This window comes from Mesorhizobium sp. P2_A8, from assembly GCF_056404935.1.
The window spans coordinates 166,041-190,890 of record NZ_JBFUDB010000012.1 but is presented as its reverse complement, the minus strand read 5'-3'; the positions used below and the strand labels follow the sequence as shown (position 1 = coordinate 190,890).

The window sequence follows — 24,850 nt, the reverse complement described above, 5'->3', positions numbered from 1 at the left end:
CGGTCTGGTCTCGCCAAACTGCAGCGGGACGGCCCGGACTACTTTCGTCGCGGCATCATGATTAGTCGCGTGGTTGCGTCAGGCCGCGAGCAGGAAATTGCGGGCGTCGTGACTCGTGGGTCTGGGCCATGTCGATCGGTCAGATCGACCTCCCATCTGCTGGGCTTGTTCTCTGGCGCCTATCCCGCGGGGTTATCTGCGGCGATGTGGTTGAAGCATTTGACGCATAGTCCTCAGCGGGATGCTCCGCGAGGTGGTCTGTATCGATCAATCTGCCAATAACAGCTTGATTCGCTGCTTCATCTCTTCTGTGACCTGGCGCAACACTCCAACAAACCGATCCGCTAGCGCAGAGCGAAGTCCCTTTGCGGGTCTCCATAGGTACACATGATAGGGCACACGAACGCTCAGCTTGCGCAAGACGATGCCTCTCTTTGCGTAATGCGCGGCAGTGAACGGATTCACAATCGAAACGCCCACTCCAGCGGCCACCATTGAGCAAAGCCCGGTGGCGGTGGTCGTTTCGACGGTGTAATGACGCCCAACACCTGCAGCATCGAAGACCTCGTCTAGCTTGCGCCTGTAAGGATCATCCTCGGAGTAATAGACGAAGTCGACACCCTCGAAGTCCTGTGGATCGATAATTGCCTTCGCGGTCAAACGATGTCCCGCAGGAAGAACGCAGAGGAGTTCACCCACATCAATGTTTTCCGATGTCGCCTCGTCGTAGTCGTAGCTCCCTTCTGTCAGACCGATGTCGAATAATTGCGTAGTCATGTCATGCCGGAGCGCTACTTCACCCAGCGAATGGACTAAAAGATGTACTCGGGGACGGGTCTTTAAGAAACGGTGTGCCACATCAGGCAAAAGCGCTTCCGCGTAGGCCGGAAGGCAGGCGATCCGAAGGTGCGCGGCGTTGCGTCCTTTGATAGCTGTGGCTACCCGGCTAATTTCTTCCATCCCAACAAATGATCGTGCAACAGCCGAATGCAGCAGTTGCGCCTGGCTTGTCGGCGTTAGGCGCTTGCCGAACCTGTTGAACAGATCGAAACCTATTTGCTTTTCAAGTTCGCGCAACTCGCGACTAACGGTTGGCTGGGACGTTCTCAAAATGGCCGCCGCTGCCGTCACGCTCTTATGCACCATGATGGCGTTGAAGATTTCTATCTGGCGCTGATTGAGACGCACGTTTGTCGCTCTCCCATATATCAAAACTAAATTAGAGGCCTACGACAATCTATTTTTCTGGCCAAGGGTTTTCTGCAATCATCTTTGCTGAGAATGCAAAGCCGAAAGCGCAAATTGACAGGACCCCGGATGGCTGAACATGCCATAGCAATGGTTGCCGCCCCAGGCGCCGAGACCGTCTCGAGAGAGCTGGCGTGTCGCGACCAAGCCTTGCACATGGAGCGCGTTTGCATCGACACAATTGCAGCGGCAGTTCCCACGCCGTTCTATTGTTACTCTGCCGACTCGATAAGGACGGCATACCTTACCCTGAGCGCCGCGGTTAAGCCTGTTGGCGCCTCAATCTGCTTCGCGGTCAAGGCCAACGGAAACCTGTCCATTCTCCGACTATTGGCAGATCTAGGAAGCGGCATGGACATCGTGTCGGGCGGCGAACTGGAACGCGCAGTGTCGGCGGGTGTCCCCGCATCGAAGATCATCTTCTCCGGCGTTGGCAAGAGGCGTTCCGAGATCGCCAGCGCATTGGAGGTGGGTATTCACCAGATCAACATCGAATCTGAAGCCGAACTCGACGCTGTCATTGACGTGGCCGGCGCACTGGGCATCTGTGCCGCAGTTGCTCTGCGGGTGAATCCAGATGTGGACGCCGGGACCCATGCCAAAATCAGCACAGGCAAGAAGCATGACAAGTTCGGTATCCCCTTCGAAGACATACCGGCGCTTCATGCGAAAGCCTTGGCAGCGCCAGAGCTCGATCTGGTCGGCCTTGCGGTGCATATCGGATCGCAGATTATGGATCTGTCGCCTTATCGCGCGGCGTATTCTCGTGTTGCTGAACTGGTTAGACGGTTGCGTTCGCAAGGCATGCCCGTTCGTCGCCTTGATCTTGGTGGCGGCATCGGCATCTCTTACGATCTAGGCAGCGGGCCGGACTTGGGCGCGTACGCGACGATCGTACAGGAAACAGTTGGCGGTCTCGGTTGCGAGCTGACGGTCGAACCAGGGCGTTGGTTGGTTGGGCCGGCCGGGATTCTTGTGACCGAAGTGCTTTACATTAAAGAGACCGCCGACCGGCTTACGGCCATTGTCGATGCGGGCATGAACGATCTTATGCGGCCTGCGATGTATGGGGCCGTACATCCAGTTTTCCCTGTGAAGCAGGGTCGGCAAGGCTCGCACACCTATCAGATTGCCGGCCCCGTTTGCGAGAGTTCGGACATCTTCGGTACCTATGAAGATCTGCCTCTTCTGCGATCCGGGGACCGTCTCGCCTTTGGGTGCGCCGGCGCCTACGGCGCCTCGATGGCATCAACCTACAATGCGCGCGATCTCGCAGCTGAAGTTCTTGTCGACGGGGATCGCTTCCGGGTGATCCGGCGTAGGCAGACCACCGAAGCGTTGCTGACGCTCGAGGAAGAGACAGAGTGGCAACAATCTCCTGTCCACGCGGCGACAGATCTCAGACACGAATGGAAAGAGATATGAAGCACACGGATCTTCTCTCGCTACCGTCCCCGGTTGAGTTGCCGCTCCAGTGGCCATTCATCAAGATGCACGGTCTGGAGAACTACTTTGTTATTCTCGACCGGCGCGACGGCAACAAAGCCCTAGATGCCGACGACATAGTGCGCATCTGCAGCACGAACATCGGCGTTGGGGGCGAGCAGCTTCTGACCATTGAGCGGGCCTCGGAGGAGGGGCTGCGCGCTGGCGCTTACGCGGCGATGAGAATCTTCAACATCGACGGCAGGGAAGTTGGGGCATGCGGCAATGCCACGCGCTGCATGGCGTATCTGTTGCTCGAAGAATCCGGCCAGGATGAAGTGGTGATGGAGTTAGCGGGGGGCGCTGTCCTGTGTCGTAAGGCAGGACCAATGGAGGTCAGCGTCACCCTCGGACCAATCAGCATGGATTGGCGCAAGATTCCATTATCGAGAGAGGTTGATACGCTACACCTGCCCATCGAAAGCGGCCCGCTCGTCGATGGTATCGCTCTTTACATCGGCAACCCCCATGCGGTCTTCTTTGTCGATCAAGTCGATAGCGTCGACCTGGGTCGCTATGCGCCCGCCGTCCATAGTGATCCTCTCTTCCCAGAGGGTGCCAACGTGGGCGCCGCTCAGATCCTTGATGGACAGACCCTTCGGCTTGAGGTCTGGGAGCGGCAAGGCATAATAACCAGGGCATGTGGCACCGGCGCCTGCGTTGCCGCTTATGCGGCGCTTAAACGAGGCCTTGTCACTTCGAAGAAAATCGCCGTCCATCTTCCGGCCGGGAAGCTCGATATCGAACTTCTGGATGGCGACAGGGTCCGTATGACCGGACCGGTTGCGTTCTGCTGTCATGGTTTTCTCGAAGCGGCCAATAAACAGTAGCCGCTACGCCACAGAGCCCAGCATCGTAGAGTGTGGCAGCACCTGGCCAGCCAAAACTCGATCATCAGAGCGGTAGATTAAGACAATGGAAATCAGCCCCTCAAAAGATAGCTGTGCTTATGGGCGACCTGGTATTTTTCGAGGGTATTTGCGTTTCGACAATCCTCGTCTCGCAGACTACAGCTGGCCACTTTGTGAAATCCGCGGTAGAAAGCCTGGTCCGCGGCTATGTGTATCCGCCGGAGTTCACGTCAATGAGGTATCCAGCATCGAAGCCGCTGTACGCTTACAACGAATGATAGATCCGGAAACGATCCAGGGTTCAGTCTCTATCATTCCGTTGATCAACCAGCCGGCGTTCTACAAGTATACCGAATTAGTCTGCCCGATTGACGGTCGAAACATCAATTTCACCTTTCCGGGCAATAGGGATGGAACTTTTTCGGAAGCGCTGTGCGACTCGATCATGAATGAATGGTGCGTAGACGCTGATTGCTACGTCGATATGCATGGGGGCGACCTGCGAGAGAATGTCTCAAAATTCTCGATCTTCCAGCGCACTCAGAATGCCGAGCTCGACGCTAAAGGAAGGCGTATGGCGATGTGCTTCGACGCCGAGATAGTTATGGGTCTACCTCCTGCAGACATGGAAAAGTCGGGTCGAGCCCCGACAGGTTTTGCTCGTCACAACCGGCTGGCCCTGATGTCGGAAGCAGGAGCGAATGGGCTTCTGGACGAGGGTTCGATCTCCTTCCACCTTGAAGGAGTGCTCAACATCGCCCGGACTCTCGGAATTATCGACGCGCCCCTGGCATCGTTCCTGAACGCGCGAATTCCATGTGATGAGTATCTCTGGGTTGACAGCCCCGTGGATGGCGAGTTCCACGCTGAGGTCGAGCCGGGTGATCGGGTTATCAAGGGCCAACGCCTCGGCACGATCAGCAATCTCTTCGGCGAGACCCTGGCAGAAGTCGCCGCACCGGAGACGGGTTTTCTGTTGTGGCGGATGACGCATCCAACGATCCCAAAAGGGTCGCCCATAGGAGCGGTCGCAGTCGAGGAGACATCGGTTCACCAGTAGCATGAACACTTCAGGATGGGTTGGCGGGCCTCAGGGTGCCGGGCGATAGGACGGCCGCACATTCGGCACGCCCGGCATAGCCAGCACACGCGACTCACTCTGCTTGAGAAAAGCGGAAGGCCGACGAAAGCCGGGAAAGGGCGGTCGGAATGCCTCTAACTCTGACTAGGCACCTCATTCGTTTGACTGTCACCGGTTCGAAGCGCTGTCTAAAAAGGACTTTAGGAAATGAAATTCTCAGGCTTCCGCGTATTTGCCGAAGCGCTCAAGGGGAACACCGGATGGCGCCCGCTTTGGCGCAATCCGGAGCCCCAATCAGACTATGACTATGTGGTCGTCGGTGGCGGCGGTCACGGTCTAGCGACCGCTTACTATCTGGCCAAGACGTTCCGGCAGTCCCGTATCGCTGTGCTGGAGAAGGGCTGGTTGGGATCGGGGAATATTGGCCGCAATACGACCATTATCCGTTCAAACTACCTGCTTCCCGGCAACGAGCCATTCTACGAATTTTCGATGAAGCTCTGGGAAGGATTGGAGCAAGAGCTCAACTTCAACGCGATGATTTCTCAACGCGGAGTTATCAACCTTCTCCACTCGGATTCGCAGCGCGATTCATTTCGACGCCGCGCAAATGCGGCGATACTCGCCGGAGCTGACGCGCGTCTGTTGAGCCGTGAGGATTTGCGCGCGATGGTTCCTTTTCTGAATTTCGACAACGCCCGCTTTCCAATCCGTGGCGGCTTATTGCAGCCGCGGGGGGGAACGGCGCGTCATGACGGTGTTGCGTGGGGATACGCTCGTGGCGCCGATCTGCGTGGTGTGGACCTGATCCAGAACTGCGAGGTCACAGGTTTCCGGATTTCTGATGGCAAGCTCCGCGGTGTCGAGACCTCGCGCGGTTACATCGGTGCCGGCAAGGTTGGCGTTGCGGTTGCGGGGTCTTCGGGCCGGGTCATGGCAATGGCGGGGATGCGGCTTCCGATGGAGAGTCATGTCCTGCAGGCGTACGTCTCGGAAGGCTTAAAGCCCATCCTTCCTGGCGTCATTACCTTCGGGGCGGGACATTTCTACATCAGTCAGTCGGACAAGGGGGGCCTCGTCTTCGGTGGCGATATCGATGGCTACAATTCCTACGCCCAGCGGGGCAACCTGCCTGTGGTCGAGCATGCGGCCGAATGCGGCTTGGCGCTAATGCCAATGATCGGGCGTGCCCGGCTCCTGCGTATGTGGGGCGGCCTGATGGATATGTCCATGGACGGCTCACCGATCATTGACCGCACGAACGTCGAAGGTCTCTTTTTCAACGGCGGCTGGTGCATTGGTGGCTTTAAGGCGACGCCTGCCAGCGGATATGCCTTCGCCCATCTGCTTGCCACCGGATCCCCACACGAGACTGCGCGCGCTTACCGGCTCGATCGTTTTTCACGCGGGTATGTAATTGATGAAACCGGCACCGGGGCACAGCCCAACCTGCATTGAGGTCAACCGAATGCTAATTCCGCATCCAATTCTGGGTTCGCGCGATGCGCGAGAATTCATCTATCTCGGCGATGTCCGGCTCCTCGACCGTCCCGACCCGACCAGGCCGAATGCCGAGCACTCCTTCTGCGACTACGTCTTTCTGCGCGACAACCCGGCGGGCGTCCACCGCGAGCTGTGGTTCCATGAGCAGGGCGATCGATCATGGCTGTTGATCACGCGCAACACAGTAACGCACGAAATCCTCGGCGCTGAACTGGCTCGCGATGCCGCGCTGGCGCGCAAAAGGAGCGGTCAATGACCCGGCTAGCAGGCGGTCTGGTCGACCGCTCGAAAACCCTGAACTTTTCCTTCGACGGCAAGCGCTACCAGGGTCATCCAGGCGACACGCTAGCCTCAGCGCTTCTGGCCAATGGCGTGCGCCTGATGGGCCGCAGCTTCAAGTATCATCGTCCGCGCGGTGTGCTCTCAGCCGGCTCCGAGGAGCCAAACGCCTTGGTCGAGCTGCGCTTGGGCGCTCGTCAGGAGCCCAATACGCGCGCAACCGTTGCGGAGTTGTTTGAAGGGCTTGTGGCGCGAAGCCAGAATCGTTGGCCCTCACTCAGCTTCGATGCCTTAGCGGTCAATGATTTGCTATCGCCGTTTTTCACGGCCGGGTTCTACTACAAGACCTTCATGTGGCCGAAAGCCTTCTGGGAAAAGCTTTACGAGCCTGCGATCCGCAAGGCGGCCGGCCTCGGAAGCTTGTCCATGCAGGCTGATCCGGATGCCTACGACAAGGGCTTCTTGCATTGCGACCTCTTGGTCATCGGAGGGGGTCCGGCCGGGCTTGCGGCGGCACTGACAGCGGCGCGCTCTGGTGCACGCGTGATCCTGGCGGATGAGGATTTCCGCTTGGGCGGCAGGCTCTTGGCCGAGACGGAAGCGCTGGACGGCGCGCCCGCTACCGATTGGATCTCGGCGTTGGAGGCTGAATTTGAGAGCTTGCCGAACGTTCGCGTGATGCGTCGCACGACCGTATTCGGTGTCTTTGACCACGGAATCTACGGTGCTGTGGAACGGGTTTCCGATCACCTTCCGGAACCGGGCGACAAGGTCCGCCAGACGCTGTGGCGCATCACTGCCAAACGCTCGATATTGGCTGCAGGTGCCACCGAACGACCCATCGCCTTTGCCGACAATGACCGTCCTGGAATTATGTTGGCGGCCGCACTGCGGGCTTACGCCAATCGCTGGGCAGCATGCCCTTCCAAGACAATCGCTGTCTTCACTAACAACGACGACGGCCATCGCACTGCCCGCGACCTTGCCGCCAAGGGCGTACATGTCGCGGCCGTTATCGACACGCGTCGTGAGGCCAAGGCCCAGGGCGATTATCGCGTGATCGCCGGCGGCATGGTGACGGGTTCCCGCGGGCGGCTGGGCCTGACAGCGATCGAGGTTTCCGCCAACGGTCGCCGCGAATGGATCGAGTCCGGCGCGCTGGGTGTTTCCGGCGGTTGGAACCCGAATGTGCACCTGACCTCCCATCATCGCGGCAGGCCTGTTTGGGATGAACCGTTGCAGGCGTTCCTTCCGGGCGCTGATGGTCCTGCGGGATTGCTTTCGGCAGGTGCGGCTGCGGGTCATTTTTCCACCACCCGGGCACTTCGCTCGGGTGGTGAGGCAGCTCTGCGCGCGCTGGACGAACTCGCAATTGCGACAGCACTGCCCGTTTTGCCACAATCGGAAGACCCAGTGTACGGGGTCGCGCCCATTTTCCACGTACCGGGAAAAAGACGCGCTTGGGTCGATTTTCAGAACGACGTGACGGTGAAGGACATCAAGATCGCCCATGCCGAGAACATGCGTCCGGTAGAGCATTTGAAACGCTACACGACGCTGGGCATGGCGACGGACCAGGGCAAAACATCGAATGTGACCGGGCTCGCCGTGATGGCGGCACTGACCGGGAGATCGATTCCCGAGACTGGAACGACAATCTTCCGCCCGCCCTACACTCCAGTGACCATCTCGGTGCTGGGCGGAGGCGATACAGGACCGTATTTCCGCCCGCGCCGCCTTACGCCGACGCATGGTTGGGCTGAAGCCCAAGGTGCCGTTTTCGTTGAGAGCGGCCAGTGGATGCGAGCCGAGTATTTCCCCCGTCAGGGCGAAACGCATTGGCGCCAAAGCGTTGACCGTGAGACCAAGGCAGTTCGCAGCGCTGTGGGCTTGTGCGACGTCTCGACCCTCGGCAAGGTCGACGTGCAGGGCGCGGATGCCGGGGAATTTCTGAATCGGCTCTATAGCAATGTGATGAATACGCTGAAGGTCGGTCGAGTCCGCTACGGGCTAATGCTGCGCGAAGACGGCTTTGCCTATGACGACGGCACCTGCGCCCGGCTAGCCGAGGATCACTATGTCGTCACAACGACGACTGCCAACGCCGGGCTAGTCTACCGCAACATGGAGTTTGCCCGGCAATGCCTGTGGCCGGAACTCGACGTGCAGATCATCTCCACGACGGACGCCTGGGCACAGATCGCAGTGGCCGGACCAAAATCGCGGGACCTGGTCGGTCGCATCGTGGAAGGTTTGGACCTGTCGAACGAAGCCTTCCCCTTTATGGCCTGCGCGGAACTGACTGTTTGCGGTGGTTTACGCGCGCGGCTCTTCCGCATCTCGTTCTCCGGTGAACTCGCCTACGAAATCGCGGTACCCGCCCGCTACGGCCAGGCCCTCATGGAACGGCTGATACAGATGGGAGCTGACCTCGGAGTCACGCCCTACGGAGTTGAAGCGCTATCCGTCCTGCGCGTCGAAAAGGGCCACGTAGGTGGTTCGGAACTGAATGGCCAGAGCACGGCCACGATGCTTGGGTTAGGCAAAATGGTGTCGCAGAAAAAGGACGCCATCGGCGCGGTCATGTCGCAACGTGAGGGACTGGCGGCTGATGTCCGCCGTATTGTGGGTCTTCAGCCCATCGAGCGCGCGGGCAAGGTTGTTGCCGGGTCGCATCTGTTTACCGAGGGCGCAGCGCAAAATCTCGACACCGACCAAGGCTGGATCACGTCGGCCTGCTACAGCCCACATGTAGGATCGATGATTGGGCTCGGTTTTCTGGAAAACGGCGACCAACGTCTAGGCGAGGTGATTGTCGCCGCGAACCCCGTCGAACGCGAAACAGAACGCCTGCGGATCGTGCCGGCACACTTCGTTGATCCAGAAGGAGCACGTCTGCGTGACTGACCTTAACGCCTTTGCGGCGCTCGGCGCCGCGCAGCCCCGCCTGGGATCTTTTGCGGCACTAGACATCCGGGAGAATCCAAATCTGGCGCTTGCTTCTCTGGCGCTAGGCCGCGGTGCGACAAAGCCAGTGCCCTTTGGCCTTGAGCTTCCGGAGCCGGGTCACTGGGTGGCAGGGCAGGGGGTGGCAGCCTTTTGGGTCGGCCCGGATCATTGGATGATCGAGGCCGAGGGCCGTGCCGAGGAGGATTTCGCCGCCGATCTGGAAAGGCGCGCGGCCGATTGTACGATAACCGAGCAAACGGATGGCTGGATCGTGTTTGAGATTGTTTCGGGGGCCGGAATCAAGCCTCTTGAGGCATTGTTGTCGAAGCTCGTTAACATAGATACCGCGGGCTTTGGCCCTGGCCGAGCGACACGAACCGGCCTCGATGACATGAGCTGCTTCGTGATCCGCCGGAACGAATACCATATTGCCCTCCTGGGGGCACGGTCGTTTGCCGCATCACTCTGGCACGCGGTGGAAACAGCAGCGAGGCGGTTGCAGGAAAACGCAACGTGATAGAGGCCCTTCCATATATCCAGATTGGATTAAACGGCAGCGAAATTCTATTTTCCAAACTAAGATATCCGTGGAAATCTCTGGTCGGAAAAGGAGAGGCGGCGGCTGCTATGCAACAGGAACTCTTAGCTTGTGCTCAAGGAAGGACCCCGTCGCAATTGCTTTGCGCCCCGTTGCGCCGGACGCTATCCGCGAAGGTTGGTTGATTGGCCGATGATACACACGGATCTTCTCTCGCTCCCTTCGCCAATCGGATTGCCGCTGCAGTGGCCATTCATCAAGATGCACGGTCTGGAGAACTATTTTGTTATTCTCGATCGTCGAGACGGCAGCAAACCGCTAGATACTGAAGAAATTGTGCGCATATGCAGCATCAACGTCGGCGTCGGCGGCGAGCAGCTGCTGACCATTGAACGGGCTTCGGAGGAGGGGCTGCGCTCCGGCGCCTATGCGGCGATGCGGATCTTCAATATCGACGGCAGGGAAGTTGGGGCATGCGGCAACGCCACGCGCTGCATGGCTTATCTGCTGCTCGAAGAATCCGGCCGGGACGAAGTGCTCATGGAGTTGGCGGGGGGAGTTGTCCACTGCCGCAGGGCGGGGCCGATGGAGGTCAGCATCACGCTCGGACCAATCAGCATGGATTGGCGCAAGATTCCATTGTCGCGAGAGGTTGATACGCTCCACCTGCCTATCGAAAGCGGACCGCTGTCGGATGGCGCCGCCCTCTACATCGGCAATCCACATGCCGTTTTCTTTGCAGACCAACTCGATAGCGTCGACATGGGTCGCTATGCGCCCGCGGTCCATAGTGATCCTCTCTTCCCGGAGGGGGCCAACGTGGGGGCCGCTCAGATCCTTGATGGACAGACCCTTCGGCTCGTCGTCTGGGAAAGACCAGGCAAACTCACTAGGGCATGTGGAACCGGCGCGTGCGTTGCCTCCTATGCTGCGCTCAAACGAGGCCTCGTCACCTCCAACAAAATCGCCGTCCATCTCCCGGGCGGAAAGCTCGATATCGAACTTCTGCAGGGCGATACAGTTCGCATGACTGGTCCGGTCGCTTTTTGCTGTCACGGATTCCTAGGAGGAGGCAAGTAACGCCCCAGTGTTACCAGAGGCCATGGCTCCAACGCGGCACCGATAAGAGATAACGAGAGCGACTATCACAAAAACAGGGGAAAGATCATGAAAGCGCTAACAACATACTTTGCATTGAATGCAGGACTGCTGATTGTAGCGTTGCCTTTTGCAGCACAATCGGAGGAGATTCCTGATAACCTCAAAGGTACGGGCGAGGTCGTCATAGAATCGAGCGGCGGGACCTTGGAAGCGGCCGAGAAGAAGGCATTTTTCGATCCCTTTACGCGAGACACCGGCATCAAAGTTGTGCTGGTTGCAGAGGATCACGCAAAGCTGTTGGCCTCGGTACAGCTTGGCCAGCCCGCAAATGACATCGCCGACCTGGCTGGTGGTCAGCTTGCGAGTTGGATCGCCAAGGATGGTGCTGAGAAGATAGACTATAGCTACTTCGCCAAGGAGACCCTTGCGAGCATACCGGAGGCACTCAGAAACGAATTCGGCGTTGGCAATTTCACCTATTCGGCTGTCATAGGCTACAACACCAAAAAGTTTCCGGAGGACGGAAAGCACCCAAAGAACTGGGTCGACTTCTATAACGTCAAGGAGTTTCCGGGGAAGCGCGCACTATCGAAATGCGAAAAGATGGTTGAGGGCGGCCTACTCGAAGGGGCGCTGATGGGCGATGGTGTGCCGGTCGACCAAGTGTACCCGATCGACATAGCTCGGGCCTTTACCAAAATCAAGGCGCTTATGCCAGATGTAGGTCGCTGGCTGGTCGCTGGTGCAGATGGGCCCCAGAGCCTAATCGACGGCGAGGCCGACATGGCCTCGACCTACAATGGGCGGATGGCGGCTGCAAAGGAGCAAGGAGCACCCGTTGCGTTTTCGTGGGAGCAGTCCTTGCTTCAATATGACTACTGGGTGGTTATGAAAGGCTCACCGAACAAGGAAAACGCGTTCAAGTTCCTGGCCTATATCTCCCGCCCAGGACCGCAGGCGGTTTTTGCCGAGGCGATCCAATACGGCCCGGTCAATCAGGACGCGTTCAAGCTGCTTCCTAAGCAGCTAGCCGAAAATCTACCCGGTGCGCCGGATCTCATTAAGAAGCAGGTGTTCCAAAACTACCAGTGGTGGGGCAAAACCGGACCAGATGGCCGCACCAACTATGAAGTTGCGATGGAACAATGTGTCGCGCTGCTATCGCAGTGATCTGTCGCTGCAGGGAGGGGTCTGCCTGCAGCGACGACTATGCCAACCGCATCGGTCGGTTCGGAAAGCAAACGCTCTAATCGGAAAGTAATGAGTAAAATGGAAGTCATCGCACTCAGCAACAGCTGCGAATACGGCCAACCCGGCATTTTTCGTGGACACGTACATTTTGATAGTCCGCGGCTCGCCGGCTACAAATGGGAGATTTGCGAGATCCGTGGGAAAAGGGCAGGTCCGCGTCTCTGTATCTGCGCGGGTATTCACCCAAATGAGGTGTCGGCAATAGAAGCAGCCGTGCGGCTTCAAAAAGCGTTCGATCCGGAGATTATGGCGGGCAGCGTTTCCATTATTCCGTTCATCAACCAGCCGGGGCTCTTTGAGTATCCTGATTACGTTTGTCCGCTTGACGGCAAAAATATCGAACACACGTTTCCCGGCAAGAAGGACGGAACTTTTTCCGAAGCCCTTTGCGACGCGATCATGAACGAATGGTGCGACGGCGCAGATTGCCTCATAGACATGCATGGCGGCAACTTGCGAGAGAACGTCTCGAAGTTCGTGATCGTTCAAAATTCGCTTGACCTTCAGCTTAGTGCCCGAGCGCGGCAGTTGGCGATGTGCTTCGACGCGGAGTTTGTGCTTGCTCTGCCGACGCGCTTTATCGACAGGCCAGGAACATATTCTCCCTCAGCTTTCGCTCGCCAAGGTCGACTCGCCGTGCTCCCGGAAGCTGGAGCAAACGGTCTAGCGACCGAAGACACAGTCTCCTTTTTCGTCGACGGAGTGTTGAACGTGGCCCGCGCTCTCGGTGTCATCAGCACTCCGCGGTCAGAAATCCGAAACGCACAAGTGGTGTGTGATGACTATCTCTGGGTTTATTGTCCAGTTGGCGGAGACTTCCACGCCGAAGTGGAACCCGGCGACCCTGTAACCAAGGGCCAAAGGCTTGGCACGATCACCAATCTCTTCGGCGAGACACTAACCGAAGTCAACGCTCCGGATTCAGGCTGTCTTCTGTGGCGTGTCACGCATCCATCAATCAAAGAGGGCTCTTTTATGGGGGCAATCGGCACCCAGGAACACAGACCCCCCCAATAATTTGGGGCACCTGCGTTCGCATCGCATGTTTTCGCCAGCAATGTACAGATATCGAACTGGAGTCGGCTCGATGCGTAAACGCCGTTGACCGTCTGAACGGCGCAGGCGTGCCACGAGTTGCTTGCAAATCGCATATGACCAATAGGAGGATTATTAATGGTTGCGGACGAAACACTCAGGGTCGCGCGATCAACTCCCCAGATGAAGCTACAGGACTATACAGCCCAAGTAGATTTCGCAAAAATGAGAATCTACCGAATGAAGCGGACCCAGGATCAGCTCGCGAAAGCTGGATACGCGGCAGCCGTACTGTTCGATCCTATCAATATTCGGTACGCGTCCGGCGCCAGCCGTCATCCCATTCTCAATTTCCATCTGCCAATGCGCTGCCTCATTTTGCCGGCGGAGGGCCTATCGGTGATTTATGAGTTCGACAAATTGGAAAAGGAAACGAGCACGCTTCAAACAGTGGCCGAAGTGCGAGGTCCGCTGTCGACCACCTTCTTTGCAGGCGGTCCGCGCAACGAAGAATTCGTAAAGGCTTGGGTCAACGACGCCTGCGACGTCTTGCAGAGCATGGTGGGAAGTGACAAGCGGATCGCCATCGACCGCATCGACCCGGAGACAATCGGAGCATTCCAGGCCAAGGGCTATGCAATCGGAAACGCCCAGAAGCCGCTGGAATTGGCCCGGGTCATCAAGTCGGACGAAGAGATTGCATGCATGAGCATGGCGATTACGGTCGGTGAGGAGGGCATGTACCGGATGCGCGAAGCCCTGCGACCGGGCATGACGGAAAACGAGCTGTGGGCACATCTCCATCATACCAATATTGCGCATGGAGGTGAATGGATCGAAGCACGTCTCCTGAACTCGGGCGGCAACATCCTGCCATGGGGAAAGGGCAGCAGCGACAAGATGATCCGCGCAGGAGAGCTGGTTGCTTTTGACACGGACATGATCGGTCCATTCGGCTACGCTGTCGACGTCTCTCGAACTTTCTATTGCAAGCCAGGCAAGCCGACAGATGAGCAGCGGCGGCTGTACAACCACGCCGTTGAGGAGGTGGCACATAATCTTGCTCTTGTGCGACCCGGCTTTAGCTTCAGAGAACTTTCCGAGAAAGCCTGGAAGATCCCTGACGAATTCGTGTACCACCGGTACTCTTGCCTCGCGCACGGGATCGGAATGTGTGACGAGTATCCTTACATCACTCATGCCTTCGACTGGAAGCAGTATGGCTACGATGGCGTCCTCGAGGAGGGCATGACGATCTGCATCGAGAGCTTCATCGGCTCGGAGCACGGAATCGAAGGCGTGAAGCTGGAGGAGCAAGTGCTTGTGACTCGCGACGGCTGTCAAAAGCTTTCGACCTTTCCCTATGAAGACGAGTTGATGAACTAGCCTTAGCTTAGTTTCATCCATAGACGGCGAGCTGTCGATTTTATTGTCGAAATCGTCCGGCTAGTCGGGCGAGATCCGGTGGTGTGTTGCCGCTAGCTCCAAAGCAAATCTGCAACCGTCCGGTTCACCGGACGGCGACGTTTACCCTGCTGCACTTCATTTCGAGATTTTTGCGCGGCTTCGAACCGAGTGACGCAGCCTGTTGCGTGAAGCTCTGCGGGTCATGGTTCGCTTGTTGAAGCAGGCTGATGCCCTTGGCGGCGGCCCCGCTTGTGAGAATGGCGCGATTACTGCCGCGCGGCCAAGCAGAAAGGACGACTTCGCATATATCGAAATTGGATTAAAGAGCGATGAAATTCTATTTTCCAAGCTAAGAAATCTATGGAAACCTCCGGTTGGAAAAGAAAGCTCCAGGCTGTTACGCACCGGGAGGAGCCCCAAGCTTGCGATCAAGGAAGAAACGCAGTGGCAAAAATGGGAAGCTGATCCTGGAGCGCAGGCCATCCACGAATGGGAGTTGATTGGCCGTGCGAGCCAGCGCCTGCGTTGCCGCTCATGCGGCGGTGAAGCGAAGTCTCGTCACCTCCAAACAAGTCTCTGTTCATCTTCCGGGTGGCATTACTTACCGCAGGAAAAGGGCTCAAACCGTGCGGCTTGGACAGATAATGAGAGCCAATCACAAAAACAGGGGAATTAAAAATGAAAACCAAAAATCTTGCATTCATTACGGCGTTCCTGCTGTCGACGACCGTTGCCGCGCAATCGCAAGAAGTTCCTGCGAACCTCAAAGGTAGCGGGGAAGTCGTTATAGAAACGGGCGGAGGAACCTTCGAAGCTGCGGCCAGGAAGGCATTTTACGATCCGTTTACGCGTGACACCGGCATCAAGGTTGTGCTGGTTCCAGAGGATCATGCAAAGCTGTTGACCTCAGTGAAGGTCGGACAGCCCGCAAACGACATCGCCGACATTGCCGGGGGCGAGCTAACGAGTTGGGTGACCAAGGACGCTCTTGAGAAGATAGACTACAGTTACTTTGCGGAGGAGACTTCGGCCAAAATACCACAAGAGATGAGAAACGATTTTGGGGTTGGTGACTATCTATGGTCGTCTCTTATTGCTTATAACACCAAAAAATTCCCGGCGGATGGCAAGCACCCAAAGAACTGGGTCGACTTCTACAACGTCAAGGATTTCCCTGGGAAACGGGCATTATCGAAATGCGAAAAGATGGTTGACGGCGGTTTGCTCGAAGGGGCTCTCTTGGGTGACGGCGTCCCATCTGACAAGCTTTATCCTCTCGACATGGATCGTGCCTTTGCCAAAATCAAAGCCTTGATGCCGGACGTGGGTCGCTGGCTGGTTGCCGGCGCCGATGGCCCCCAGAGCCTTATCGACGGTGAGGTCGATATGGCCTCGACTTACAACGGACGAATTGTGGCTGCGAAGAAGCAAGGCGCCCCGCTTGAGATGTCGTGGGATCAATCACTGCTTCAGCATGGATATTGGGTTGTCACGAAAAATTCTCCCAACAAGGAGAATGCGATGAAATATTTGGCCTATATCACCCGACCAGAACCGCAGGCGACTTTCGCCGAAGGGATATTCTACGGGCCGATCAACAGTGATGCGTACAAGCTGCTTCCCAAGGAGCTTGCCGATATAATGCCCGGCTCACCGGGAATCGTGAAGAATCAGGTTTTCCAGAACTACGAATGGTGGGGCAAGGCCGCCTCTGATGGCCGCACCAACTACGATGTTGCGCTAGATCGCTGCGTGGCTCTGCTGTCGCAGTGATACGGGAGCCGCTGCAGGCGCGGAAACCCTGTAGCGGCTAATGTGCCAACGGCGTGACAGGTAGCACTCTGACCGCCCTCAAATGATTGCGGTTATGTCGCTTCTGGATAGACATGAATCACAGCCACCTTTGTCGTCAGGACCATATCTCGATCGACTACCTAGGTAGCTGCAGGGCGCTGTTGAGATCTGTACTGATGACACAGCGCCAGTGTCTTTTGGCCCGATTTGTAGTCGGTTTGATGGGATGCTGGTGTGGGGATGAGTGCGCGGAAGGGCGCTCCTCCGCGGAACGCCTTGGAGCGTCCCGAGAGGATTCTTGGCACTGGGCGCCGGCGTCCCAGAAAATGGGATGAAAACCAGGAGCGACATTTGTATGAGTGTGATGTTGACAACAGGAATGGCCACTGGTTCGGCCGCATCACCAGTGGACAAGAGGCGAAGTCAAATGAAAAACCTCCTGGCAAAGCCCTGGCTTCGGGGTAGCATCATTGCTGGTCCGCTCGTTGTGCTTTTGGTCGGTTTTCTCGTCATTCCGCTGTGCTTTATCCTGTGGGGCAGCGTCGAAGGTACCAAACTGAACTTTGCGCACTACGCGCGCACACTCTCCAATGAAACCAACCTGAAGATCCTGTTGTACACTCTGAGGATTGGGCTGATCGTGACCGTGGTCTCACTCGCAGCAGGGTACCCGGTTGCGTATCTGCTCACGAAGATCAGGCCGCGAGCATTGTCGATCGTGACCATATTCATTCTCATCCCGTTGTTCACCGCCTTTCTTATCCGGACCTACGCGTGGATCATCATCCTCGGTCGTCAAGGGATTATCAACAACACACTTCTCTGGCTCGGCATTGTCAGCGAGCCTCTGCCGCTCCTCAATACGACCTTCGCAGTCGTCATCGGCATGACACATGTGTTCATTCCGATGGCAATCTTCACGATGTATTCGTCGATGGTGCGGATCGATCATGATTTCGCTCGCGCGGCGCAGATTCTTGGCGCGAAACCGGTTCAGGCATTCTTGCGTGTCTATTTCCCGATGTCGCTCCCGGGCGTCTTCTCCGCTGGGGTCCTGATCTTCATCATAGCAATCGGGTTCTACATCACGCCGGCCCTTCTCGGCGGGCCAAGCGACACGATGATATCGCAGCTGATAGTCACGCAGATGACGACGCTGCTGAATTTCGAAATCAGCTATGCGTCGTCGATTGTGCTCCTGCTGGTGACCATTGCGACGCTCTTCCTCGCAAGCCTCTTTATTCCTCTCGAGATGATCTGGTCTCCCTCAATCGCCGACCTGTCGAACCGGCCGCCTAGCGCGAGAGCCCGCGCCTTAAAGGGCGCTAGACGGATTTTGGACCCGCTGCTGGTTGCTGTCGAAACGCTAGTTCATGCAGTCACGAAGCCGCTCTTGACCGTTAAATCGCGCTGGCTTTGGATCTACACGATCATCGTCGTGGTGTTTCTAACGGCGCCTCTGATCGTCATTGTCGTCCTGTCGTTCAGTTCGTCCCCCTTCGTCGTCTTCCCTCCTCCAGGCTTTTCGCTGCGGTGGTGGGAAGAGTTGGCGAACGCCACGGATTGGCATGCCTCCTTCCTCTTCTCGACTAAGCTCGGGCTCACCTCTGCGCTACTCGCGACGATCATCGGCACCATGGGCGCCTTCTGGCTGGTCCGCACGACGCTGCCAATCAAGAGAGCACTTTTCCTGTTTTCGCTGTCACCCCTCATGGTGCCGGTTGTCATCGTCGCGACGTCGCTCTACGTCTTCGAAGCGCGCATCCACCTGCTAGGAAGCTTCATTGGGCTGGTGATTGGACATATTGTTCTGTCGGTGCCCTATGTCATCGTGGTCATGACCGCCGCGTTGCGTGGTTTCGATCAGTCGCTCGAGAGGGCCGCTGCGGTGCACGGCGCGCGCCCCATCCAGGTACTTCGCCTCGTAACGTTGCCGATCCTTAAGCCGGCATTGATTACCGCGGGTCTTCTCGCGTTCTTGACCTCATTCGACGAACTGCTCGTCAGCATCTTTCTGCTTGGACGACAGACGTCAACGCTACCGATGAAATTCTGGGGGGACATCAAGTTCCAGGTCAACCCGCTCCTTAGCACGGCCTCGACCTTCATCGTCGCGCTCGTGATCGTGTCGATCCTGACTGTTCAGTGGATCAGGGTACGGCATGAAAAGCGTACCTCGGCCAGCGCCAACAAATGAATGATCGGAGGCAATGATGTCGACCAGCCTTGAGATGAAGAAAATCCAGAAATGGTATGGGGCGCTCCACGTCGTGTGCGACTTCGACCTCTACGTTAAGCCGGGAGAGTTTCTAACCTTTCTAGGTCCCTCTGGGTCAGGCAAGACAACCGCCCTGAAAATGATCGCCGGCTTTGAATCTCCGAGTGGTGGCGACATGTTGCTCGGGCCACGCTCCATCGTAGACGTGCCGCCTTATGAGCGCGGGATCGGCATGGTGTTCCAGAATTATGCGCTTTTTCCACATATGACAGTCGCCGAAAACGTTGCCTTTCCGCTCACGGTCCGCAGGGTTGGGCGGGCCGAGACCGAGGAAAAAGTCTTGCGGGCTTTGCAATTGGTCAAAATGGTCGAGTACCGTGACCGCTACCCAAATCAGCTTTCAGGTGGACAGCAGCAACGCATTGCCCTTGCGCGCGCCGTCGTCTTCAATCCGAGCATCCTGCTCATGGACGAGCCGCTCGGCGCTCTCGACCGCAATCTCCGCGAACACATGAAAATCGAGATCATGCGCATCCAGGACGAGTTGAATATGACTGTCGTCTTCGTTACCCACGATCAGGACGAAGCCCTGACTATGTCGGACCGCGTTGCTGTCATCAATGAAGGCAGGCTCGTTCAGGTCGCTGACAGCAGGAGCCTCTACTACAGCCCTCAAGACCGTTTCGTTGCGTCGTTCGTCGGTGAGTCCAACCTTCTCCCCTGCCGAGTCGATCGCATTGAAAATGGGGCAGGCAAGGTTACCATCGGCGCTTCTACGTCAGGCGTCGCTCGCTTGTCCGGGCAATTGGGGGGCGAAGCGGGATGGCTCTTTGTGCGGCCCGAGCATGTTGATATTAGCCCGATCGGCGCAATCCCTAACGCCGAGAACGTCCTCAGTGGAGTTGTCAATGACGCCTTATTTCTAGGCGAGATGACGCGCTATGCGGTTCGTTGCAACAATGAAACGATTACTGTCAAGCAGCAGAATCGCGGGCAAGCCCAACTCGCCGGGGGAACGCCGGTGACCGTTTCCTGGGACGCGGCAAACTGTATAGTATTGAATTGAACTGAACCGTTCAAACTCAATGCTACGCCTTACGGGTGAGCGACTCGGCAGTGAGGCCTCAAGAGGGGGTGAGCCGAGCCAGCCCAATTCGTCAACACTATTGGAAAACGAGTATGAGAGTTTTCGTTGCTGGGCTACCGAAGTCAGGAAAGACGACGCATTTCTCTGTACGCGGCCAACCAGATTCCAGAGACTGAGTACGCCAGCATCGTGGTACCTCCGCGATACGTTAAGGCTCAATTCAACAAGGAAATCTGACCATGAAATACGACGTCGTCATAGTCGGCGCAGGTTTTGCTGGTGTTATTGCCGCTCGTGAACTGCGTCATTATGGGCACAAGGTCTTGGTGCTTGAGGGTCGGGAGCGAATCGGGGGGCGCACGCGAACTGAGCAGAAATATGGTGTTCCCTTGGAACTCGGCGGCACCTACCTTCAGTGGTCTCAGCCACATGTATTCCGTGAAATACTACGGTATGGGCTTGAGTTGGCACCGCCTACTCTTCGACGCGACAAGCGGCACTGGATTGCGGGAGGTAAGCTCCACTCAGGCGCGGCAGAGGAGCTCTACAAGCTGGCGGCACCTGGTCTCGAGGCAATGCTAGCTGATGCTCAAGAAGTGTTCCCGTATCCTTATGAAGCGGGCCGGGTCGATATCACAAGGGTGGATCAAGAATCATACGCCGATCGGTACGCACGTATCTCCCATCCCCTGACGCGTGATCTTGCTAGCGCGGTCCTCAGTGAAATCGCCACGTTCCCCGAAGAGCAGTCAATCACCTCATTGTTGCGCTACGTCTCTGCGATAGGGAATTGGCAGACCTTCTTCAGTTCAGCTGGTGGTTGGAGGCTCAAGACAGGTACGAAGAGCTTAATCGAAGCCATTGCTGATGAAAGTCGTGCAGAGTTTCGCCTTAGCGCACCAGTTGCGAAGATCGTCGACGATGGTACCCAGGTTGTGACTACAACTCGGGCAGGTGAATCCATTCAGGCACGCGCTGCAATTGTCGCTGTCCCAATCAACACGCTGCATCAGATCGATCTCTCACCCGGGCTTCGTATGCCTACCAAGCGATTGGTTGAGGAGCAGCAGCCGAATCGTAACTTTAAGTTATGGGCTCTCGTCCGGGGACAAATCGAACCTTTTGGCGCCTCTTCCCCGATTCACGCAAATCCGCTCAGCTACGTCCAGACCGAGTATCGGATTGACGGCGACACTCTCGTGACTTGCTTCGGCGCTGATCGGAGCAAGTTCGATATTTTCGATCGTAACGCGGTGCAGAATGCCCTCCGCGCCTACGTACCCGGTCTTGAAGTCATCGAGGTCACTGCACATGATTGGGTTTCGGATGAGTTTTCGCAGGGTACTTGGGCCACCTTGCGCCCAGGTCAGCTCTCCGAATTGCTCCCGGACATCCAAAGACCTCATGGTAGGATCGCGTTCGCGGGCGCTGATATATCGCGGTCGCCTTATATTGGTTGGATAGAGGGCGCGTTCGAGAGTGGATCCACGACCGCGCGATCGGTATCACAGAGTTTTTTGGGTGGTCGATAAAATTCAATGGGCGGTTGGCTGGTCATTGTTGGGCGCCAAGAGCTCTGTCACGCGCCAATAATTTCTCAGACGGATCCGGTCTTCTATCCCAGCTTGCGGTCAAGCCACGCAACAAAGGAGATTTTACGTTGAAGGCGATCAATCTCCCCTACACCGGAATCCCCAGCTACCTGCGGCAGCGCATAGCGCTAACGCAGGCCGACTACGTCGGGGCAAAAATCGGCATTCTGGGGGTGCCATTTGATGAGGGCTCTCCTTTCTTGCCTGGCTCACGCATGGGCCCTCGGGCGATCCGAGAGCATTCGATTCGGTTCTCCCCTACGGAGGCGCTGTACGATCCAGACGTGAATGAAACCTACTTGGGCGAGGAGTTTAAACGTGGCCTGATTGTAGATTGCGGCGATGTCGACATCCGACCCGCGAACGCCGCGAGGACCTTTGAACTGATCACGCAGCGAGTTCGGGAGATAATTGAAGCTGGCCTGCTCCCCGTCGTAATCGGCGGCGATCGTTCCATTTCCTATCCGATCTTCGAAGCTTTCAAGAAGCCGCTTCACGTCATCCAGTTCGACGCCCATCAGGACTACTCCGAAATCGACGAGGATATGAATCGAACAAACATGCATGCATTCCGCCAAAATGAAGAGTGCCTCTCGTTGACTCAGGTGGGAATCCGCGGCCTGCGCACCAACAAATCCCATGTCGAAGAGTTGCGCGCGAATGGTCACAGAGTCGTCTGCATGACCGAGACGCGGCGGCTCGGGCCGCAGGGCATCGCCGAATTGTTGCCGGCAGGCTCTGATGTGTATGTCACAATCGATGTGGATGTGCTCGACATCAGTATCATTCCAGGCTGTGTTTCGGGCACACCGGATGGACTGACTTTCCGTCAGCTCATGGAAAGTTTGAAGGCAATCGCCGAACGGCATCATATTTCGGGCTTCGATTTCGTCGAGGTCAATCCGCTGCTCGACGTTCGGACCGGGGCATCAGCAAATCTAGGTGCGATGATCGTAACCGGCTTCCTCGGCTACATTTGCAACCAACCTTGGTGGGCTGCGCGTCGAGACACTTGATCTGCAAGGGGCATGTTCTCGCATGGCAGGCGCGGTGGACAGGCGTCGCTGATGCCGCACAAATCTGATGCTGAACAGAGCTGAAGCTATCGGTCGGTGCGGCGGATCGACAGCTCTGCGAGATCCAGAGACTAAAACGCGACTCGCGCGTAGCAGCTGAAGGGTCGAGGGGTTCCCGAATGATCCGGGGCGAGAATGAACGCGAATATATGGATCTACCAGCTCCCGAAGTACCGCACCAAGTTTCTACGAAGGGAGCGCGGTAGCTGAGGCAAATGATATTTTATAAGCTTGAGTGCTCAACACCATGATCTAGCTCGCCGAGGAGGTATGACGATGCTGTGCGTCGCCCACGAGACGTGGTTTTGCCCGTCAGGTCGCAAACCGCATCATTTTTAGGGATCAGGGCTAAATCGTCGAACAGAACTCGCCGCATGAATGCTGAGTGCAACATCGCCAGCCTGCCAACGGGTCTTTCATGAGTATTGGTCACTGAATGGTGACGTATATGCGTTTGTAAGTCGAGCCCGCGCATCTGAGAGTGAAGCAATTAGAGCAGACGTTGGTCCGCGACGCCGGACTGAAATCTTTCAGCTTTGGAGGTTTGCGCCGTGAGTATCGTCGAAAAATACATGCCCACGCAGCGTGAGCAGTCGTTCTTGGACACAGTCGTCAATGGCAAATACGACCGGCAGATCATCACTGGCATAGCCAAGTTCGCCAGCGGTGACGTGGCTCAGGACATGCGGGGGTTCTATTCGCAAGAAGAACTGGACCGGATCCTAGAACTGAAGGGCACCGCAAAGGATCTGGAAGCCAGGATGCCGATCAAGATCACGCGGCACTACTACGAACAGGCGCAATACAGCCGGCCCATGCAGACGCTGGTGAAAGCCAGCCCGAAGGAAACCTATGATCTCGACGGTGCCGAGGATCCGGGCAAGCAAATGACCTACAGCCCGCGCGAAGGGCTGATCCATAAGTATGAGCTTGGTCTGCTCTATGTGGCGTCGACATGCTCCGCCCACTGTCGCTTCTGCTATCGCGAGGAACTGATAGGCCGCAAAGAGATCGCCCGCGAGGATGGGACGGTAGCGCCTAAAGGCTTGGCGCAGCTCAATGAGATTGTCGAATACATTCGGGAGCACAACAGGGCCGTCACGGCGAACGGCGGTCGGCATCCAGAATCCGGCCGCGAAAAGCTCCGCGAGATTCTGATGTCGGGCGGCGATCCCATGGTTCTGGGGAACAAGAACATTGCTGCCTGGCTGGCCGGGCTAGCTGAAGCCGGCGTCGAGAATATCCGCATCGGGACCAAGGAACTCGCTTTTCATCCGCAGCGGTTCGACCAGACGTTCTTCGCGATGCTCGACGCTTTCCATGAGGCCTATCCGGAGGTCAGCCTGCGGATGATGGTGCACTTCAACCATCCTGATGAGTTTCTCCGCAAGACACCGGATGGCGGCTATGTCGACAATCAGGGCGGTGGGCTGCAATGGATCCCCGAAACGCGGGTTGCGGTCAAGGAACTCGCCCGGCGCGACTGGATCACCATCCACAATCAGTCGCCGATCATCCGCGATATCAACGACGATGCCGAAGCGCTGCGGACCATGCAACGCGAGATGCTCCGAAACGGCATCAACAACCACTATTTCTTCTGTGGTCGCGACATAGTCGGGCACAAGGCATTCAATGTGCCAATCGAGCGCGCATGGCAAATCCTGAACGAGTCGCAAAAGGGCTTGTCGGGCGTCGAGGCCCATGCGCGGCTTTCGATCACTCACTACAAGGGCAAGACCGAAGTGGCGGCCGTCACCAACGAGCCCGTTCCGGGAGTACCTGGTGGTGAAAAAGGCGTCGTGATCTTCAAGCTCTTGCGTTCAGCCGCTGATGCACGCGACCGATGCAAGGTGACCATGGTCGGCCGAAACCCGGAGGCAATCTGGTTCAACGGTTACGATGATCGCGTCATCTTCGACGAGGCTGGCCTCTATTCCATGTATGGGATCAACCCCGCATTCCTGCAGGCGGCGGAATAGCTGCGCGCGATAGGATTCGCCATTTTCCAAACAGTATGGGAGCCCAACGTGACCTTTGTTGTCACCGAGAATTGCATCAAGTGCAAATTTACCGACTGCGTAGATGTGTGCCCGGTCGATTGCTTTTACGAGGGCCCGAACTTTCTCGTTATTCACCCCGACGAATGCATTGATTGCGATGCCTGTACACCGGTGTGTCCGGCAAAAGCGATCTACCGGGATACGGACCTGCCGGCGGATATGGAGCACTTTTTGGAGCTGAACGAAGAGCTTTCGCGATTGTGGCCCAACATAACTGATTCCAAGGAACCACTCCCCGACGCAGCGGCGTGGGATGGGGTGCAAGGCAAGTTCAGCCATTTGGACCGCTAGC

19 protein-coding genes and 1 pseudogene are annotated in these 24,850 nt (G+C 57.0%); 19 read left to right on the top strand and 1 reads right to left on the bottom strand.

Annotated elements, in window-relative coordinates; translation table 11 throughout:
• Window positions 1-267: 267 nt before the first annotated feature.
• Window positions 268-1,188 carry a LysR family transcriptional regulator gene (locus AC1D10_RS32005; RefSeq protein ID WP_477278784.1) on the bottom strand — a complete coding sequence of 307 codons (921 nt, stop codon included), beginning with the start codon at window positions 1,186-1,188 and terminating at the stop codon, window positions 268-270.
• A 129-nt stretch (window positions 1,189-1,317) separates the two neighbouring features.
• On the opposite strand from AC1D10_RS32005, the gene lysA reads away from it, so the two are divergent.
• The 19 genes and pseudogenes from lysA to fdxA all read left to right on the top strand — a co-directional run bounded on the left by lysA (window position 1,318) and on the right by fdxA (window position 24,849).
• Window positions 1,318-2,673: a diaminopimelate decarboxylase gene (gene lysA / locus AC1D10_RS32000; protein ID WP_477278783.1), complete on the top strand. Its 1,356-nt coding sequence runs from the start codon at window positions 1,318-1,320 to the stop codon at window positions 2,671-2,673.
• Window positions 2,670-3,563, top strand: a complete 894-nt coding sequence (dapF, locus tag AC1D10_RS31995; RefSeq protein ID WP_477278782.1) for a diaminopimelate epimerase — start codon at window positions 2,670-2,672, stop codon at window positions 3,561-3,563. Before lysA ends, dapF (AC1D10_RS31995) begins: the two co-directional genes overlap by 4 nt.
• An 85-nt stretch (window positions 3,564-3,648) precedes the next feature.
• A complete protein-coding gene (locus AC1D10_RS31990; RefSeq protein WP_477278781.1) occupies window positions 3,649-4,644 on the top strand; it encodes a M14 family metallopeptidase in 996 nt (331 codons plus the stop codon).
• A 228-nt stretch (window positions 4,645-4,872) separates the two neighbouring features.
• Window positions 4,873-6,123 carry a sarcosine oxidase subunit beta family protein gene (locus tag AC1D10_RS31985; protein ID WP_477278780.1) on the top strand — a complete coding sequence of 417 codons (1,251 nt, stop codon included), beginning with the start codon at window positions 4,873-4,875 and terminating at the stop codon, window positions 6,121-6,123.
• A 10-nt stretch (window positions 6,124-6,133) separates the two neighbouring features.
• A complete protein-coding gene (locus AC1D10_RS31980; RefSeq protein ID WP_477278779.1) occupies window positions 6,134-6,424 on the top strand; it encodes a sarcosine oxidase subunit delta in 291 nt (96 codons plus the stop codon).
• Window positions 6,421-9,354 carry a sarcosine oxidase subunit alpha family protein gene (locus AC1D10_RS31975; RefSeq protein WP_477278778.1) on the top strand — a complete coding sequence of 978 codons (2,934 nt, stop codon included), beginning with the start codon at window positions 6,421-6,423 and terminating at the stop codon, window positions 9,352-9,354. The genes AC1D10_RS31980 and AC1D10_RS31975 overlap by 4 nt, the downstream gene beginning before the upstream one ends.
• Window positions 9,347-9,913 (top strand): sarcosine oxidase subunit gamma, encoded by a 567-nt coding sequence (locus AC1D10_RS31970; RefSeq protein ID WP_477278777.1) that lies wholly within the window; start codon window positions 9,347-9,349, stop codon window positions 9,911-9,913. Before AC1D10_RS31975 ends, AC1D10_RS31970 begins: the two co-directional genes overlap by 8 nt.
• A 213-nt stretch (window positions 9,914-10,126) precedes the next feature.
• Window positions 10,127-11,014, top strand: a complete 888-nt coding sequence (gene dapF / locus AC1D10_RS31965; RefSeq protein ID WP_477278776.1) for a diaminopimelate epimerase — start codon at window positions 10,127-10,129, stop codon at window positions 11,012-11,014.
• An 87-nt stretch (window positions 11,015-11,101) separates the two neighbouring features.
• A complete protein-coding gene (locus AC1D10_RS31960; RefSeq protein ID WP_477278775.1) occupies window positions 11,102-12,205 on the top strand; it encodes an ABC transporter substrate-binding protein in 1,104 nt (367 codons plus the stop codon).
• A 99-nt stretch (window positions 12,206-12,304) separates the two neighbouring features.
• Window positions 12,305-13,303 (top strand): succinylglutamate desuccinylase/aspartoacylase family protein, encoded by a 999-nt coding sequence (locus AC1D10_RS31955; RefSeq protein WP_477278774.1) that lies wholly within the window; start codon window positions 12,305-12,307, stop codon window positions 13,301-13,303.
• 156 nt (window positions 13,304-13,459) lie between these two features.
• Window positions 13,460-14,707, top strand: a complete 1,248-nt coding sequence (locus AC1D10_RS31950; RefSeq protein ID WP_477278773.1) for a M24 family metallopeptidase — start codon at window positions 13,460-13,462, stop codon at window positions 14,705-14,707.
• A 131-nt stretch (window positions 14,708-14,838) separates the two neighbouring features.
• Window positions 14,839-15,025, top strand: a pseudogene (locus tag AC1D10_RS31945) (hypothetical protein); the annotation flags it as partial.
• A 381-nt stretch (window positions 15,026-15,406) separates the two neighbouring features.
• The gene (locus AC1D10_RS31940) at window positions 15,407-16,501 is read left to right on the top strand and encodes an ABC transporter substrate-binding protein (protein WP_477278772.1); all 1,095 of its coding nucleotides are present in this window, start codon (window positions 15,407-15,409) and stop codon (window positions 16,499-16,501) included.
• Window positions 16,502-16,949: 448 nt separating this feature from the next.
• Window positions 16,950-18,719: an ABC transporter permease subunit gene (locus AC1D10_RS31935; protein ID WP_477278771.1), complete on the top strand. Its 1,770-nt coding sequence runs from the start codon at window positions 16,950-16,952 to the stop codon at window positions 18,717-18,719.
• A 16-nt stretch (window positions 18,720-18,735) separates the two neighbouring features.
• Entirely contained in the window at window positions 18,736-19,806 is a 1,071-nt protein-coding gene (locus AC1D10_RS31930; protein WP_477278770.1) for an ABC transporter ATP-binding protein, read from the top strand.
• 260 nt (window positions 19,807-20,066) lie between these two features.
• Window positions 20,067-21,359 (top strand): flavin monoamine oxidase family protein, encoded by a 1,293-nt coding sequence (locus AC1D10_RS31925; RefSeq protein WP_477278769.1) that lies wholly within the window; start codon window positions 20,067-20,069, stop codon window positions 21,357-21,359.
• Between the two features lie 128 nt (window positions 21,360-21,487).
• The gene (locus AC1D10_RS31920) at window positions 21,488-22,435 is read left to right on the top strand and encodes an arginase family protein (protein WP_477278768.1); all 948 of its coding nucleotides are present in this window, start codon (window positions 21,488-21,490) and stop codon (window positions 22,433-22,435) included.
• Window positions 22,436-23,046: 611 nt separating this feature from the next.
• Window positions 23,047-24,477: a KamA family radical SAM protein gene (locus AC1D10_RS31915; protein WP_477278767.1), complete on the top strand. Its 1,431-nt coding sequence runs from the start codon at window positions 23,047-23,049 to the stop codon at window positions 24,475-24,477.
• A gap of 48 nt (window positions 24,478-24,525) precedes the next feature.
• Window positions 24,526-24,849, top strand: a complete 324-nt coding sequence (gene fdxA, locus AC1D10_RS31910) for a ferredoxin FdxA (protein WP_477278766.1) — start codon at window positions 24,526-24,528, stop codon at window positions 24,847-24,849.
• The last annotated feature ends 1 nt before the right edge of the window (window position 24,850 follow it).